At 45.2% G+C, this 16689-nt stretch carries 19 protein-coding genes and 2 tRNA genes; 18 read left to right on the plus strand and 3 right to left on the minus strand.

Going from position 1 to position 16689, the window contains the following annotated elements; translation table 11 throughout:
- The first annotated feature begins 142 nt into the window (after window positions 1–142).
- The 15 genes from IFO68_RS07240 to IFO68_RS07310 all read left to right on the plus strand — a co-directional run bounded on the left by IFO68_RS07240 (window position 143) and on the right by IFO68_RS07310 (window position 9753).
- Window positions 143–230, plus strand: a tRNA-Ser gene (locus tag IFO68_RS07240).
- Between the two features lie 6 nt (window positions 231–236).
- Window positions 237–327: transfer RNA gene (locus IFO68_RS07245), tRNA-Ser, on the plus strand.
- Window positions 328–1116: 789 nt separating this feature from the next.
- Window positions 1117–1779, plus strand: coding sequence for a LuxR C-terminal-related transcriptional regulator (locus IFO68_RS07250; protein ID WP_192015272.1), 663 nt, complete (start codon window positions 1117–1119; stop codon window positions 1777–1779).
- Entirely contained in the window at window positions 1776–2291 is a 516-nt protein-coding gene (locus tag IFO68_RS07255) for a curli production assembly/transport protein CsgE (RefSeq protein WP_225445103.1), read from the plus strand. The genes IFO68_RS07250 and IFO68_RS07255 overlap by 4 nt, the downstream gene beginning before the upstream one ends.
- A 12-nt stretch (window positions 2292–2303) precedes the next feature.
- The gene (locus tag IFO68_RS07260) at window positions 2304–2705 is read left to right on the plus strand and encodes a curli assembly protein CsgF (RefSeq protein WP_192015273.1); all 402 of its coding nucleotides are present in this window, start codon (window positions 2304–2306) and stop codon (window positions 2703–2705) included.
- Between the two features lie 13 nt (window positions 2706–2718).
- The gene (locus IFO68_RS07265) at window positions 2719–3555 is read left to right on the plus strand and encodes a CsgG/HfaB family protein (protein ID WP_192015274.1); all 837 of its coding nucleotides are present in this window, start codon (window positions 2719–2721) and stop codon (window positions 3553–3555) included.
- Window positions 3556–4275: 720 nt separating this feature from the next.
- Entirely contained in the window at window positions 4276–4827 is a 552-nt protein-coding gene (locus tag IFO68_RS07270) for a curlin subunit CsgB (protein ID WP_192015275.1), read from the plus strand.
- Window positions 4828–4846: 19 nt separating this feature from the next.
- Window positions 4847–5638: a hypothetical protein gene (locus tag IFO68_RS07275; protein WP_192015276.1), complete on the plus strand. Its 792-nt coding sequence runs from the start codon at window positions 4847–4849 to the stop codon at window positions 5636–5638.
- A gap of 187 nt (window positions 5639–5825) precedes the next feature.
- Entirely contained in the window at window positions 5826–6617 is a 792-nt protein-coding gene (locus IFO68_RS07280) for a hypothetical protein (RefSeq protein ID WP_192015277.1), read from the plus strand.
- The gene (locus tag IFO68_RS07285; RefSeq protein WP_192015278.1) at window positions 6614–6955 is read left to right on the plus strand and encodes a hypothetical protein; all 342 of its coding nucleotides are present in this window, start codon (window positions 6614–6616) and stop codon (window positions 6953–6955) included. Before IFO68_RS07280 ends, IFO68_RS07285 begins: the two co-directional genes overlap by 4 nt.
- A gap of 276 nt (window positions 6956–7231) precedes the next feature.
- On the plus strand, window positions 7232–7402 hold the full coding sequence (locus IFO68_RS07290; RefSeq protein WP_192015279.1) for a GNAT family N-acetyltransferase: 171 nt from the start codon (window positions 7232–7234) through the stop codon (window positions 7400–7402).
- A gap of 99 nt (window positions 7403–7501) precedes the next feature.
- The gene (locus IFO68_RS07295) at window positions 7502–7903 is read left to right on the plus strand and encodes a GNAT family N-acetyltransferase (protein ID WP_225445124.1); all 402 of its coding nucleotides are present in this window, start codon (window positions 7502–7504) and stop codon (window positions 7901–7903) included.
- 57 nt (window positions 7904–7960) lie between these two features.
- Window positions 7961–8386, plus strand: coding sequence for a GFA family protein (locus tag IFO68_RS07300; protein WP_192015281.1), 426 nt, complete (start codon window positions 7961–7963; stop codon window positions 8384–8386).
- 259 nt (window positions 8387–8645) lie between these two features.
- Complete coding sequence (locus IFO68_RS07305; protein ID WP_192015282.1) at window positions 8646–9152, plus strand: GNAT family N-acetyltransferase; 507 nt, start codon at window positions 8646–8648, stop codon at window positions 9150–9152.
- Window positions 9153–9297: 145 nt separating this feature from the next.
- Window positions 9298–9753 (plus strand): SRPBCC domain-containing protein, encoded by a 456-nt coding sequence (locus IFO68_RS07310; protein ID WP_052729897.1) that lies wholly within the window; start codon window positions 9298–9300, stop codon window positions 9751–9753.
- Window positions 9754–9760: 7 nt separating this feature from the next.
- Here IFO68_RS07310 and IFO68_RS07315 read toward each other — a convergent pair whose 3' ends face one another.
- From IFO68_RS07315 to cls, 3 genes are all read right to left on the minus strand, one after another.
- Window positions 9761–10885: a GGDEF domain-containing protein gene (locus IFO68_RS07315; protein WP_192015283.1), complete on the minus strand. Its 1125-nt coding sequence runs from the start codon at window positions 10883–10885 to the stop codon at window positions 9761–9763.
- Window positions 10886–10937: 52 nt separating this feature from the next.
- Window positions 10938–11453 (minus strand): putative pterin-binding protein, encoded by a 516-nt coding sequence (locus IFO68_RS07320; RefSeq protein WP_192015284.1) that lies wholly within the window; start codon window positions 11451–11453, stop codon window positions 10938–10940.
- Window positions 11454–11856: 403 nt separating this feature from the next.
- The gene (cls, locus tag IFO68_RS07325; RefSeq protein WP_192015285.1) at window positions 11857–13314 is read right to left on the minus strand and encodes a cardiolipin synthase; all 1458 of its coding nucleotides are present in this window, start codon (window positions 13312–13314) and stop codon (window positions 11857–11859) included.
- Window positions 13315–13497: 183 nt separating this feature from the next.
- Between cls and IFO68_RS07330 the strand changes: the two genes are divergently transcribed.
- From IFO68_RS07330 to IFO68_RS07340, 3 genes are all read left to right on the plus strand, one after another.
- Entirely contained in the window at window positions 13498–14829 is a 1332-nt protein-coding gene (locus IFO68_RS07330; RefSeq protein WP_192015286.1) for a sodium-dependent transporter, read from the plus strand.
- A 78-nt stretch (window positions 14830–14907) separates the two neighbouring features.
- A complete protein-coding gene (locus IFO68_RS07335; RefSeq protein WP_192015377.1) occupies window positions 14908–15612 on the plus strand; it encodes a TIGR01621 family pseudouridine synthase in 705 nt (234 codons plus the stop codon).
- Between the two features lie 65 nt (window positions 15613–15677).
- Complete coding sequence (locus IFO68_RS07340) at window positions 15678–16613, plus strand: class I SAM-dependent methyltransferase (RefSeq protein WP_192015287.1); 936 nt, start codon at window positions 15678–15680, stop codon at window positions 16611–16613.
- Window positions 16614–16689: the final 76 nt, after the last annotated feature.

The following is a 16689-nucleotide window of genomic DNA, read 5'->3' on the forward strand; positions in this document are numbered from 1 at the left end:
TTAGGCCTAAGAAAAAACCGATTTGATCTTTTGATCATCGCTTACGATAAGAAAGTACAACTAATTGGGAAAAAACCTTGACCCGATTAGCACAAGTCAGTAAATTAGCCGCCGTCGACGCGACAGGTGTTGGCAACAATTTGGTGAGGTGTCCGAGTGGCTGAAGGAGCACGCCTGGAAAGTGTGTATACGGCAACGTATCGAGGGTTCGAATCCCTCCCTCACCGCCACATTCAGGAGAGATGGCTGAGTGGTTGAAAGCACCGGTCTTGAAAACCGGCATACGTTAATAGCGTATCTAGGGTTCAAATCCCTATCTCTCCGCCACATTCGAAAGCCCCGTCATCAGACGGGGACGCCTAGTCGGGGCTTTTTTTATTGGGTTTAAGATGATGTTTCCCGGGATTTGAAAATCCCTCTATACCTTGTTCTGGCTCCGCCACATTCGAAGAAACCGCTGAAGCATCAGCGGTTTTTTTTTGCCTGAACCTTGGCAGGATGAGATAGGGTGAAGAAGCCTAGAAGGGGGCGGACGGCCAGTCTCAGCCGAGCGGAGCGAGACCAAGTTGCCCTTCAGGCAAACCCATATTTAGTCTGATGTATATCAGGCCGCTAGGCCTGTTGAAATACCGCGACACCCCATCCGGATTTCTTTCGCATCCATCATCCTGCATATTCAATATAGGCATCAATCAGCTTAACTCTGCAGCCATATACTCTCTGATGAATATTGAACCGAATTATCTCAGAATAAACCTGCCTAGAAAGACAAACGTAAAAAATATTGACACATGATTTTATGGTAACAATGTTTATGTGTAGAAAGCCTTCATCAACTATCTAATTTAACTGAATAATTGAAATTTAATACTTAAGTTTACTACCAAACTAAACTTCCAGTGCTAAAAATAAAAAGGTGATTTTTTATATAATTTTATTGAGCTTCATAAGACAAATAAGTATTAAGGTTAAAATGTAAGACCAAATGTAACTCTATGTTTTTAAATGATTAACTTTAAATGACTTCACGATAACTTTATTATTTGTCATTTTTTTTACGTGAACTAAAGTTAACTTTATTAAAACGCTAATATAATAATGAAAGGACGAGTAGGAATGTCTAGAAAATCATACACTAGATTGGCATTAGTGTCGGACGAGAGTATTCAGTCTTCTATTCTGAAAGAGTACTTGCTAAAGAAGCTTACATTTTCCATAAACTGTATAAAGCTGGATGAAATCAGCAAGTTATCAGCTAAGCAGATAGAAGAGACATTGTTCATTTTAGATTCTGCCAGTATCACGCAGAAATCGAGTGAAAAGTATCTGAGTACCATGGCAGATAAAGAGGTAATACCTTCTGAAGTTCTGATTAATGTTTGCACTGACATTAAGGTCGATGAGCTTAAGAGATGGCCGAATTTGGTGGGGGTTTTCTATACCAGCGATTCACTTGACCTGTTATCTGAAGGGTTGCTGAAGATACAAAGTGGTGAGTTGTGGTTTAGCCGTAAGTTATGCCAGGAACTGATTTCTGAGTACCGGAGTACTGAAATCACTATACCAAAATTAAATGTGGAGTTGACGAGTCGAGAAAAAGAAATTATGCAACTTTTAGTTTCCGGTGCATCTAATTCTCAAATCGCTGACTCTTTATTTGTCAGTGAAAATACAGTCAAAACACATCTTCATAATGTGTTTAAAAAAATCAAAGTCAAGAATCGCCTGCAGGCGTTTATGTGGGCTAAGAATCATTCATTTAATAGTTTATTATCATGAAAAAGTTAAATCTTATTTCTGTCTTTGTTCTTTGTATGTTAACACAGCAGGCAAGCATAGCGAGTGAGAATTCGGGAGAGAAAAATCAACCTCTAGAGAATGGTAAGAAACTTGAAAATGGTAAAAGTTTAGAGGGTGATGAACCTTTAGAAGCTAAAGGAAGGTTAGAAAGTCTGGATAGTCTTCGTGAAATTAGCGGTGCTGTTATAGACAGGACGATGACTCGATTAGGGGCAGACTTTTACTCATTATTTGCACAAAAGTTAGAAGATCAAGTTGATGAGTTAAAAGAAAACCTGCTTGTAAAAGAAAGACCGACCGCTTTATCTGGAAGTATTATTACGATATATCATCGACAAAACATTATATACAGAACAGCATTGTCCCCAGGGCGACAGAATGTTGAAGAAAAAACAGATAAAGCTGTTTCAGCAGTGGGAAATTATGTATTGAGATGGCGGATAGAAAGGTATTTAAAAGATACCTTCGATATTGACTACGACGAAATTTAAGGAGTAAGCACCATGAAGGGAAAGACCTATTCTTTGCTGTTAATGGGTGTCATTGGTTGGAGCGCCCAAGCAACAGAGTTAATTTACACACCAGTAAATCCAAATTTTGGCGGTAATCCATTAAATGGCAATTTTCTCTTAGGCGTAGCTAATGCGATTAATGATCATAAAGATCCGACTTCCAGTGATCCATTTGAACAGCAGTCTGATCTGGAAAGATTGACAGCAAACCTGGAATCAAGATTGATTAGCCAGTTACTTGCTGATGTGGGGAATGGTAATACAGGTCAGTTATCAACAGATGATTTCCTCTTAAATATTGTCGATGATAATGGGGTTTTATTGATTCAAATTACGGATAAGCAAACGGGAGAATCATCAACCATTCAAGTTAATGGGTTGATGCCTGACTAACAGGGAGTTTGTCATGAAAAACATCGTCATTTTGTGCTCTGTGTTGTTAATTAATGCGTGTTCCAATTCAATGAGAATACCTGATGCAGATAGAGAGCCTACTTTGATGCCAAGAGGAGCAATTTATGAAGATTTAGTCTCTCTCCCATTGCCTCAAGGTCAGATTTTTGTCTCTGTTTATGATTTCAGAGATCAAACAGGACAATATAAACCGCAGCCGAACAGTAACTTTTCAACTGCTGTGCCGCAGGGAGGGGCTGCCTTACTTACCACATCGTTATTGAATTCAAGGTGGTTTGTCCCATTGGAACGGGAAGGTTTGCAGAATCTGTTGACGGAGCGGAAAATCATCCGTGCAGCCCAGCAGAAACACGAGATACCAGTCAACCACGGTTCTCATTTGCCTTCACTCATGTCATCCAATATTGTGATTGAAGGTGGGATTGTTGCCTATGACACCAATATTCAAACCGGAGGTTCCGGTGCTCGGTATCTGGGGATTGGCATCTCTTCTAAGTACAGAACTGACCAGGTCACCGTGAATCTCAGGGCAATAGATGTGCGAACGGGACGGGTGCTGCTGAGTGTAACAACAAGTAAGACGATACTCTCGCAAGAGCTTCAAACCGGCGTTTTTAAGTTCATCGACTACAAAGATTTACTGGAGGCTGAACTGGGAATTACCACTAATGAGCCTGTCAATATAGCTGTTATGTCTGCTATAGACGCAGCAGTAATTCAATTGATTGTCGATGGTATCAATACCAATCTTTGGAAGCTGGCCAATCGTTCAGATATAGGAAATCCAGTGATTCAAAAATACATGTTTACAGAACAGCCTCTCATCTAGTTATCTGGCATTAATCAGCTATTGCTATGGGCCATCACATTGTGATGGCTTTTTGCTATGTGTCGGGCATAGTGTTGGGTGGTACTGTTTTTATTTAGGTGGCGAAATTCGTTATGCCACTAGATTAAGGAACTCGGGTTCTGTACATGAATCGCACATTATCGAAGAAATTTTTTACAAACTGGGGGCAGGTACTACCAGCTTAAATGTAACGTATACATCGTCGCGGTACGGAACAGTATGATTCTGGTGTGAGAGCGGTGAGAGTGATTTCTCCTGAAATTCGACTCCATTCATAAAGTCATTCTTCTACCTGTCCTATTTGAAGCTTTGTAGCGGTGTTGATTGCGTTTACTAAATGAAACACCAGCCTGGCCTAATCATATAGTTAAGTTATGTGACTGGGGATCCACTCATTTTTCGCTACCTGCATCCACAAGTCGCTTGTGTATGCGGCAAGAATTAGAACATTGGATTTGTTTGAAAAATTTATAGCAATAATCATTACATCTAGTATTAATTAACAAAATAATCCTATGGTTTATATTGAGATTGTCTTTCTTATATGGGCTAACCATTTGATTAATACAGGATTACAAGTCAATTTCTATGTTCGTTTTCTTAATTATCATAATTGATAATTTCACTATTAAGTTTATGGTGTAAAAACATTAAGCTGCCATAATATTTTTACAAGCATATTTTCTTCTGGACAAGAAAATGAAATTTTTAAATATATTCAATATGACTTTAATTACTTTTTCTGTATTCAGTGTTAGCGGAGCGAATGCGGGGGAATTAGCAGAAAACGAGTTAAACCATGCTTGGGGGTCAGATGGCAATATATCTTCAATTGAAGCATATGGTGCCACTGATAGTACGGCAATCATTGTTCAGAAATCATCAGGGGGATGGGGAGGAAATCAAAGTAAGATAAAAATGAGCGGTCGAGGTAATTTTTCTTACTCTCATCAAGAGGGACATTATAACCGTTCATATATTGAGCAGGATGGCGATAATAATTATGCTGCTGTCTCTCAACATGGGTTTGGAAATGATGGGAGTATAGAACAATATGGAAATGGAAACATTGCTATCCTAAGTCAAAATGGAATAGGTCATAGCGATAGTATCACTCAGCGTGGTGATGAAAACATAGCGGTCGTAGTAAATAAACCTCATGTTATTTTTTCAGGATTTGATATTAACCAGAATGGTAATGAATCCGTATTAATTTTAAATGGCATGAGTAGAAATATTTTATTTTATTAACACAATGAAGGAAAGTACTATGAAAAAGTTAGCTTTAGCAATCTCTGTACTGTTAGCATCTGGTAGTGTTTATGCTACAAATACTTCAACCAATACAGCACTGAATGGTAGTGATGGAAACGTGGTAAGTGTATTCCAGTTTTCTCCAGCGGCTGGTCATGTTTCATCTGTATTTCACGATAATAATTCTGATGATAACAACACTACCGTTTCTCAGATTGGTTTGACACATGACTCAGAAGTCATCTATGACAATGGTTCAAATAACAACTGGACAATTGTTAATCAGCAGGGTGATTCAAACGAATCTGATGTGGTTGTTGATAATGATTCTGATCAGAATGGTGCAGTGGTCACACAAACTGGTGGTCTGAACAGCTCCGATATTCAAATGAACCTTAATGCAGATGGCAACTTTGCATCACATACACAGATTGGCGATTTGAATACGGCAATTACTACTGTAGTCGCCGGGGATGATAACATCCTGAACACCACTCAGATCGGCACAACGAACACCTCCATTGTATTAGCTGCAGGTGCGCCATTTGATAATCCGGATAACAACTTAGTCAATGTACTTCAACAAGGTGATACAAACCTTTCAGTGGTGAGTTTGCTCGGTGAAGCAGATGACAATACTGTGCTTGTGAATCAGCTTGGTGATTTATCACTAGCAGTTGTCAGTATTATTGGTGCTGGCGGCGAGGCTGATGATAACTTCGTTAGCATTACCCAGACAAACCTGGATGTTGCGGTCGATACTATCGTGAACTCATCAGATAATAGTTTTACAACAGTTCAATTCTGATGTGTGAAAGAATAAAAGCGGCGAGTATCGCCGCTTTTATTCTTATTTAGGATAAGAGTAAAGGCAGCATGAATGTAGTGGCTGAAAAACAGATGATAAGTTACCTCGTGTTATTTGGGTGAAATATTCAATAACCCGGGCAGTAATGGCATGAGCACTCAATCAACCGATGAAAAAGGATAGCACCATGAAAAAGCTCGCTCTTGCAATTTCTGCACTTTTAGCGTCAGGTAGTGCAATTGCAACCAACACGTCCTCAAATACATCACTGAATGGCAGTGATGACAACTATGTTAATGTTTATCAATTCTCGGGTGGTCCGGGACATGAGTCCAGTGTTTTTCATGATAATAACTCTGATTCAAACACCTCGACGATTCATCAGGTTGGTGAATTACAGTTTTCAGATATATATATAGACAATGGTTCAAGTAACAATACAATTTCTATTGCGCAGGCTGGTTCAACGAACACCTCAATAGTGATCGCTGATTTTGGTTCCGACTGGAATGTGGTTGATGTCAATCAGGCTGGGTCGACAAACAGCTCCTATATTTCAATGCTGAATAATGCAGACAATAACGAGGCTTCTGTGACTCAGGATGGTTCTCTGAATACAGCAGAAATTTTTGTTACCGCGGGTGATGACAACATACTGAGTGCGACTCAGATTGGCAGCAGTAATATGGCCATGATTGATATTGCCGGGGCGCCATTTGACAACCCGGATAATAACATTGTGAATGTTTGGCAGCAGGGAGATGGTAATCTTGCTAATGTTATGCTGACGGGCGAGGCGGATAATAATACCGTGGGCATTACTCAGTGGGGTAACACCTCCCAGGCCTTTGTCAGCATTACGGGGGCGGGGGGGGCAGCAGACAACAACACCGTGATTATCACACAGACAGATAACGATGTTGCGACAGATACCATTGTGAACTCATCTGGTAACACTTTTATTACCACACAATTATGAATATACAATCTCTGATAAGAAAAGCGGTGCTTCTTGCCGCTTTTCTCTCATCTCCTGCAATTGCCGGTCTGCAGCCCGATTTGCCAGTGACATTGGATTGTCAGTCTGGTGAGCAGTCTGTTTCATTGGCTATTACTTCATCTAAACAGGTCAATCTTTTGGTGGAATCTACAGGTGGTAACAGAATGCGTTCCTCTGTCAGTGGTTCGGGCCAATCACGGATGGTGATGGGTCGTGCACAATTCCCTGTCAGTATCACGGTTGATGCCACTGGCGAAACGTCTCAGCTGATCGTCACTGACGATTGCCAAATTACCACCCAGACACCTCATTCCTGAGGTGTCTCAATACTCATGGCATCTTAGATTGCCTTGTAGTACTGTGCGCCCCCAGAATCGCAGATTGATGCAAATTCAGAACCGTTTGTCCTAAACATCGGGATGCACAATGGCTGAGTTTGCTTTGGTGTATGGCTATGTGCGTGAGTGCACAGAATGTTATCACTTTACGCTTTAAGCTCTCATTCCGATTTCAAAATTGCTATTATGTGAGGCTGATTCCGATTATAGCGCCTGAGTGCTGGTCGGTTTTATTGGTGATGAGGGTATGGAGGCATGAGTATTGGCTGTCAGCTAATGCAAAAAGCTATCCTGTTTGCCCGTCGTAACGGCGCCAGAGGGATCGCGTTAGAGACATCGCACAGAAACCTGACCGTCCAGGCTCTTTATGAGTCGTTGGGTTTTCAGCGCGATGAAAATTATTATCACTATTATTTGACTGTGTAGCAGTAACAACATTAATGCTTGGTTAATACTATGTATATTCAGAGAGTTATGCCCAATCGTGATGACGTTCGAGTGATCCTCAGCGCATCCGATGATTATATGTATAGTCTGTACCCACCCGAGACGAACAATCTGGAAAGTGAGGAAACCCTCATGAAGGACAATGTTCATCTGGTCGGTGCCTTTGTACGCGGTGCATTAGCCGGTATTGGCGCAGTGAAAATGATGGATGATGACGGGCAGTACGGTGAAATCAAGCGTATGTTTGTGCTGGATAACTATCGCGGCCTGGGTATATCCCGGCAAATTATGGAGGCTTTGCACCAGTACCTTAAGCATAACGGTATCGGCATTGCCCGCCTGGAAACCGGCGTGAATCAACCTGAATCAATTGGCCTATATCAAACCATGGGTTATCGGGTTTGTGAGCCTTATGGTCAGTACCAAGCGCACCCGCTCAGTATTTTCATGGAGCTTGACCTGAATTCGCTGGACGGTTAGCAGGACGTTTGACATGTCATGGAGGACAGATGTCAGTAGAAGCAAAATTAATGCCCCATGACGACCCATCTGATGTCGAATCAATACCACGGCTCCTGTCAATGCGGGGCCGTGACCTTTTCTATCTTTGGTGAAATTAAAGCCATTACACATTGCCATTGCTCTATGTGCAGAAAAAGCCATAGTGCTGTGTATGCCACTTATGCGGCGACCTTGAAGGATAACTTTAGCCTGAAAGGTGAAGAGCATCTCACTGCGTTTTCATCCTCCCCCGGCGTTATTCGTCGGTTTTGTAAGCACTGCGGAGCCAGCGTCCAGTGGCTGGACAGCGGTAAATACAGTCATGAGTGGGTGACATTTTCACTTCCTTTGCTGGATACGCCTTTTACTCCCAGCAAGCAAAAACATATTTATATCAATGATAAGCTCGTTTGGTTAGCGGTTTGTGATGAGCATAAAAAATACCCAAAAGGGCGCGGATAAGCCTCTCTTCTGTATTTCTTCTGTAAAAAGTGAGAGTTAGCGCAATCAATCAGGCTTAGATCCTTGATCTGGTTCTCTACTAAAGTAATGCTACAAAGCTTTGTGCAACTACGCTCACTGCATTTGTGTGTTGATGATCCTGTGATTGAGAAATGAAGCCAGCATTCGAGCTTTGTCATGGCTCCGAGCGTTATCAGGTTCCATTTCTGCGAACTGTTGCAACTGTTTAAACACCGTATAAATTTGTCCAAGGAAGATCATGCTTATCAAACGGCCAGGCTCCCGGTATCAACTAAAACCGTTTACCGCGCAGGACTATTCATTACTCATGGATTGGGTAACGGATGAGGAGTTTAATTTACTTTGGGGAGGACCTGTGTATCAGTTTCCTCTGACCATAGAACAGATTGAGAAACATATTGCCCGTCCCGAAGTCCATCCCTATTTATTTCAGGTCGAAGGCCAGACAAAAGGCTATGTCGAGTTATACCAATCAGCACCCAAACAGTGCCGGCTTTGTCGTGTACTAGTGGCGAATGAATCGGACCGTGGTAAGGGCTATGGCCGGATGCTGCTGGATATGGCGGTGGAGAAAGCAGAGTCTGAGTTCGGTGCCGAGGTGGTATCATTAGCCGTGTTTGAGCACAATTTTCGTGCAGTAAATTGCTATCGTGGTATGGGGTTTGAAACGTATCAGGCTGATCGGGCGACTCGCGTTTTTAATGGTGAACCCTGGACTTTACTGCAAATGAAGAAGTTATTGTAACTATCCGGTTCGGCTTGCAGAGACACTCAGTGCTACTCTCAATAAAGAATGACTGAATTCTCCTCTTTGGTAGTGATACCAAGGTATCTTGAGCTGTATTCTGGCTATCCGGCCAGATTTGCCGCCCCTATGATGAGGTATGCCCATGAGCTTGGAACAATTCAAATATGTCAGCTATATCGCGGCAAAAGATACTGATGTCTGGAATGCTTTGCTGGATCCGAAAATGACCCAGCAATACTGGGGGCATGTGAATGAATCTGACTGGAAAGTGGGCAGCCGGTGGGCGCATATTCGGGCTGACGGCTCTGAAATTGAAGATGTGACGGGAAAAGTGTTGCTTATTCATCCACCTCACCATTTAGTGCTGAGCTGGCAGGAAACCGGAGGGCACCATGGTGTGATGCATTCATCTCAGGTGAGTGTTGCGCTGGAAAACCTTGGTGAAGACACCCGGATAACGGTTATCCACAGTGACTTGCAGTCGGGTTCGCTGAGTTATCAGGATGTCAGTGAAGGCTGGCCCGCGGTGATCAGTAATTTAAAAACCTTGCTGGAAACGGGTCATGTAATGGCCAGCGATATCTGGTCGGCCAATTAGTAACAGGTTACTGACGTTTGGTAAAACCTGGTGCGGCATCAGAAGCAGGGTGTTCCAGGTTGGTGATTGGGTATGGATGCTCTGCTTTAAATTGCTGTTTCATTTCATACATAGCAAAATCTGCCTCCTGCAGCAGTTCTGACAGGCTTTTGCTGCCCGGAGTATAAACGCTCAGGCCGATACTGGCCGAGAGCGATAATTCGCGATGGAGGAGCTGAATGGGGATTTTGAGTACGTGGTCCAGCGTGTTCATCAGAAAGTTCGACACATACGCCTGATTGACCGACTGAGGGAAAACCTGGATCACAGCAAATTCATCACCTCCCATCCTGGCAACATACATGCCATCGTGTGTCAGGTTATCAAGTCGACGCGCTATTGTTTTTAGCAACTGATCCCCGGCACCATGCCCCAGTGTATCATTCACTTCTTTGAACCCGTTCAGGTCAATCAGGAAAAACGCAAACTCGTTACCGGATTTCTCAAGATCTTTTAATTTTCTGTTGAGCCAAAGTCGGTTATGGATGCCGGTTAATGAGTCATACATCGCCAGCTGATGGTGTGTTTTCGACTCTTTCATCAGTAAGTAAATCATCATGATGCCGATCAGCAAGGTGGAAAACAGGGAGGCATGGATTAACCAGCGCAGAGAAATAAATCTGTCCAGTTTTGAGCGCAATACATTGTTGGAGAAAAGAAATGTTTTTAACGCATAACTCATCAATTGATCGTAATTATTTTTGACCGCCAGGGTCAGTTCAGTCACGTTCTGTTTGGTGAGCTGTTGCAGCGAAGCTTCGTAGCCTTTAACGATTTGATAGTGATGATTGAAAGATTGCAATGAACCAAAGGTGCTGTGAAGGCGGTTCACCTGGCTGTTGACTTGAATGGAATTAAAGCGGCTTAACAGTATCTCATACTGGAGTAGTACGTCGTTATTATCAGCCCGCCCGGCTTCATAGCTCTGAAGCTGGTATATGAACTCACTGTATTCATCGCTCAGTTGCATCATGAACCAGCTGGCCAGATTCTGGTCTTTACTGACAGACTCAGCATTGGATTCTAAAGAGCTGACAGACACGAAAGTAAACACAATAAGCAGGGGAGCCGCAAAAAAAAGCAGCTTTTTCATTAAGGGCATCCCGGCTAAGTGAAAAACTTTTAATGATTTCAAAGATAACACGTCATGGCACCACATTAATTTCGTTTATTTGCCAGACCATTTTTTCTAGGAAACCCTTATCAATGAGGTTTGGGTACGTATCCAGTGAAAAAATAAGCCAGAAGGGGCCGTAATCACGTACTCTCATCCATTCATCATTGTGACGTACCGCCAGTACAGGTTGATATGTTTCCATATCTTGCCAGTTTAACTCGGCGGTAAATTTATTCAGGGCCGTAAAATGTATGGTGCCGGGTTTTAGCTGATAGTGGTCTAACAAGGCTTGCAGATTAACACCGGAAAATGTTGCTTTGCCATTGATCCAAGGCATAGAGGTGGTGATGGATTCCTGCGGGAGGCTGGCGATATCGTCTCGTGTCAGGCGTATTTCTATGGGCGCATTTTCCGCCGACTGCCCTTTAAGTATCAATGGAGGTGGTGTGAGAGCAAAAACAGGAAAAACGAAAATAACTCCTGCAAATAGCAGGCCTGACAAGAGGGTATTGGAAAGTGGTGAGATATACTTCCTGAGAATCACATATCCCTCAGCTTCGTGTGCGATTAGTGCGTAAATACAAAGATAGCTATATAAAAGCGCAAAGCAATACTTTTCTCGTATGAATGAGTGTGAAGGGATTATTTCAAATTTGAATTGAATGTGGGCGTTATGTCTGAAATGACAGTTTATGTGGTTTTATGTTTCACAATTATTGGACTTTTCGGTATAAACACACAGCCTTGTTGCGTGACTTTTGTTCCAAAAGTGGCGCATGGGAGGCGATTGCATATATGAAGTTCCAACTTAAGTTTATTGTCACGCAAGGAAATCAGATGCCAAAGTGTCTTTTTTTAGACATCTGATGCTATTACCGGCGAACCCTAGTTAAAGTGCCTCTGCTGAAGTCATTGGCGCTGTTGATCACGCCGGCATGACAGGCAAATTAAAGTAACGGGCTGAACATATAAAAGCACTGTTCAAGAAATTTATGGCCTAAAGAACGTTCACGCCATTTTGCCGGATCAATCCGGCTGGATTGTTTTATATACTGTTGCTGCAATTGTGCTAATTGCGCTGTAAAAACCGGATTATCTACCGCTAACGTCACTTCAAAATTCAGCCACAGACTTCGCATATCCAGGTTGACTGTACCAATCAGGCAGTGGGTATCATCAACGACAACCGATTTAGTATGGAGCAGACCGCCGTTAAACCGGTGAATAAACACACCGGCATTGAGAAGTTCGGCAAAAAACGAGCGGCTGGCCCATTCCACCATGACAGAGTCGTTTTTGGCGGGAATGACAATGTGAACTTCTGTCCCTCGTTCCGCGGCACTGATCAGCGCATGTAACAAGTGTTCGCTGGGTACAAAATAGGGGGTAGTGATGACCACGCGCTCCCTGGCCTGGTAAATACTGATCAGCAGAACCTGATGGATGATTTCATCCGGCATACCCGGCCCGGACGGAATCACCTGGATCATATCGATGTTGCCAGCAGGCGGGGTTGCGTCGCATTCAGGAACGGGGGGCAAATAACGTTGCCCGGTTTCGACTTCCCAATCCCAGGCCTGAATACAATTGAGCACCGACACGGCCGGACCGGTGACTCGCACCATCACATCAATCCATTGCCCTACACCGGCATCTGTTTTAAAAAAAGCCGGATCGACCAGATTCATGGAGCCGGTATAGGCAATTTGCGCATCAATGACAACAATTTTACGGTGCTGCCGGATATCCAGTCTTCGCAGGAACATACGTAACGGGCTGACAGCCAGCGCTTCTGTCAATTCGATACCGGCATGCTTCATTAAACGCGGCCAGTGGGAACGGAAAAAACGCATACTGCCAGCAGAATCCAGCAATAATCTGACTTTAACACCACGTTTAGCGGCAAGAATTAATGCTGTTGCCACTTCGTCGGCCAGGCCGCCCGGATGCCAGATATAAAATTCCAAATGAATTGCGCGATGGGCCTGCTGTATGTCTGAAATCAGCGAGCGCAGAATGGTTTGCGGGGTGTCCTGCAATGTCATGCTGTTACCCACCAACGCCGGAATGCCGAGGCGGTTCTGACACAGATCGTGAATGGGTTTGGTATGCAGGTTCATCAGCTGAGGCTGGTGTCCCGGGCAGTTATACAGTTGCTTAAACCAGCTGGCGAAGGGCTCAAACATTTCTTCGGCACGTAATGCCCGCTTTTTGCCAAGATTGAGTTCACCAAACAAGAGATAGGCAATGATGCCACCAATAGGAATGATGTAGATAATCATCAGCCATGCCAGCGACACGCCCACAACACGACGTTTGAATACCACCCGCATAGTGACAGCCGCAATGGCCACCCAATAGATAAACAGGCTGAGCCAGGCTAAGACTTGATAAACGTGATCCATAAAAGCGGCTTGTCTCTTTCTATATGCATACCTGCGCTCTATTTTGCACCCGAATCGCTGTAAAACATAGGGTTAAGCGAAAACTTGACACATTTTATAATGCCGTATGTATCAATAGTGAAGGCGTTATACGCTGAGAAATGTCTTATCTTGTAAGAGCCCCTTGTTATTTGAGTATCGTGTATGGCGAACAGAGCGCAATTCAGCTCCCGCATTGGTTTCATTCTGGCGGCAGCCGGCTCCGCGGTCGGTCTGGGCAATATCTGGGGTTTTCCGACTCAGGCGGCCAGCAATGGCGGCGCGGTATTTCTGATGGTTTATTTGCTGATGGTGTTTGCGCTGGCTTATCCCTTGCTGGTGGCTGAGCTGACCATTGGCCGCTACGGCAGTGCCGATCCCATCACCTCGTTGCGTAAAGTCTGGCCACGGCAGAAAGCCCTGATGGGGCTGGTCGGGCTGGCGGGTATGATAGCTGTATCGCTGATATTGAGTTTCTACGCGATTGTTGCCGGTTGGCTATTGGGGTATTTGCTGGCACCGATTTGTGAGGCGGTGGGGTTGGTTTCACTGGCTCACTGGCTGGAAGCGTTTGGCAGCGGCCGTAACCTGATACTCATGCTGGTCTTTATGTGGCTGACCGTAATGGTAGTAAGGAACGGGGTTGCTGATGGGATCGAAAAATGGTCCACCCGTCTGATGCCTGTTCTGCTGCTGCTGTTCGTTGTTATGGTGGTGTATATATTGACGCAGGACGGCGCCTGGAACGGGTTGAAGCTGTACCTGATCCCGGATTTCAGCCATTTGTCTCCCAAGCTGATTGTCAGCGCGATGGGGCAGGCGTTTTTTTCTCTTTCTCTTGGGGTGTGCACTATGATGGTGTACGGCTCGTATCTGAGTAAGTCGGCGAATCTACCGAAAACAGCAGCGCAGGTTGCACTGCTCGATACTGCCGTTGCTTTTATCGCCGGGCTGCTGATTCTGCCTGCTATGTTTGTGGCCCAGCATAACGGCGTGGTGATTTACGACGAGAGCGGGGCATTACTGGCGTCCGATACGCTGGTATTTAGTGTGCTGCCGACCATGTTCGACACCATGGGGCCGGTGGGCATGATAGTCGGCATCTTGTTTTTCGTGCTGATGATCATTGCGGCGCTTACCTCTTCCATTTCTATGCTGGAGGTGCCCGTCTCTTGCGCCATTGAAGAACTGAACCAGCGCCGCAGTACCGCCGTCTGGTGGATAGGCGGGTTAATCTGCGTCATCTCGGCGATCATTGTGTTTAATTTTGACGCCTTGTTCGGCCGGGTAGTGACCACGACCACAGCCTACGCACAGCCGATCATCGGCATGATTTTCGCGCTGCTGGTGGGATGGATCTGGCACAGAAATAAAGTATTGCAAGAAATCCGCAAAGGTTATCCGGCCGTTGCGTCGAGCCTGTTCTGGCGGATCTGGCCCTGGTATGTGCGTATTGTCTGTCCGGTTCTCATGCTGCTGGTCTTTTTCCTCCAGTAACGGATGACATCACAAGGCTGGCGTCATGCGGCAGAGCGGGTATACTGCCGCTTTCCTGAGTTAATCGAACTGCGAACCATGTTTACACTTCTGCATCAAACCCCGGACTTCCTCGTTATTTGCAAACATGCTGGCGTGAGTGTGCATAAAGATGACAATGATCAGCCACTGCTTGCGGAGGTTGCTGCGGCAACCGGAGATAAACAGCTGTATCTGATCCACCGTCTGGATAAGATGACATCGGGCATTTTGCTGCTGGGCCGTCACGCGAAAGCCGCCGCCGAGTTGTCGGGCGGTTTTGCCCGTCGTGAAGTGCAGAAGTTTTATCTCGCTATCAGCAGCAAGAAACCCAAAAAGAAGCAGGGCACAGTGATTGGCGATATGAGCCGTTCACGTCGTCGCAGCTGGAAGCTGGATGCAACGCGAGAGAATCCGGCTATTACCCAGTTTATTTCAACGGCCGCCGGTGGTGGCCGCCGGCTGTTCCTGTGCAAACCCTGCACAGGGAAAACCCATCAGATCCGGGTGGCGTTGAAAAGTGTGGGGGCCGGCATCACAGGTGATGATATTTATGGTCAGGAAGAGGCAGACCGCGGATATTTACACGCATTTGCCCTGCAGTTTACCTTTCAGGGACAAGTCAGCCGCTTTGTCTGTTTGCCTGAACAAGGCTCGCTATGGCAAGTGGCGGAAGTGCAGGTTGCGTTGTCCGAGTGGTCTGCGCCCTGGGACATTTCATGGCCTTCGCTACCTTCAGGGCTGGTTAAACCGCGCATTGATTAATGCCGTTGCCGCCAGAGCGGCAATCCGGTTAGATTCATTTATTATTTATTCCATACTGGTGATTCATGGACGCTTCTGCTTTACCTCTTTTTTATCAACATTTGCTGTCGCAACTGGCTTCTCCTCCTCATGAAATGCGCCGGCTATTCCATGGCCGGGGCCGGCGCTGGGCCGGACTGGAGCAACTGACGGCCGACTGGCTTGACGGCCAGGTGTTGATATCGCTGTTTAAAGAGCAGGATGCTGACTTTCTGGCTGCTTTGACGGCTTTACTTCAAGACGTAACGCAAACGCAAGCCTGGCAGCGCTCGGGCGCGGTGTCGCTTTTGGTGCAGCATCGTGACCGGGTGGGCTCACCGATGGAAGTGATCTGGGGGGAGCTGCAAACCTGGCAGCAAGTGACGGAAAATGGCCTTAAGTTTCAGCTGGATTTGGGTCAGAAGCAAAATAATGGTCTGTTTCTGGACATGCGTTATGGCCGCCAGTGGGTAAGAGACGCGGCGAAAGACAGCAAAGTGCTCAATTTGTTTGCCTATACGTGTGGATTTTCTGTTGCCGCCATTGCGGGCGGCGCAGAGCATGTGGTTAATCTGGATATGGCCAAAGCGGCTCTGGGGCGTGGCCGGGATAATCACCGGCTGAACGGGCACGATCTGAGCAAGGTGAGTTTTTTAGGGCACGATATCTTTAAATCCTGGGGCAAACTGAAAAAGTATGGCCCTTATGATCTGATTATCATTGACCCGCCGTCCTTTCAGAAAGGCAGTTTTGCACTCACGAAAGATTACGCCAAAATTCTGCGCCGTTTGCCGGATATGCTGACAGCCGAAGGCAAGGTGCTGGCCTGTGTCAACTCGCCTGCTGTGTCACCACAGTTTTTGATCGATGGCATGGCTGAGGAAGCACCTGAACTGAGGTTTATTGAGCGCCTTGATAATCCGCCTGAGTTTGCGGATCTGGAGCACGACAGTGCGCTGAAGGCCATGATTTTTGCCCGATAAATAAAAATGCCGGAGGATATCTCCGGCATTTTTATAACGGGTTAGCTTCCTGCCTGCCTGGTTTTCTGTCTGGCAA

Source organism: Photobacterium arenosum, from assembly GCF_014841115.1.
Classification (GTDB): Bacteria; Pseudomonadota; Gammaproteobacteria; order Enterobacterales; family Vibrionaceae; genus Photobacterium; species Photobacterium arenosum.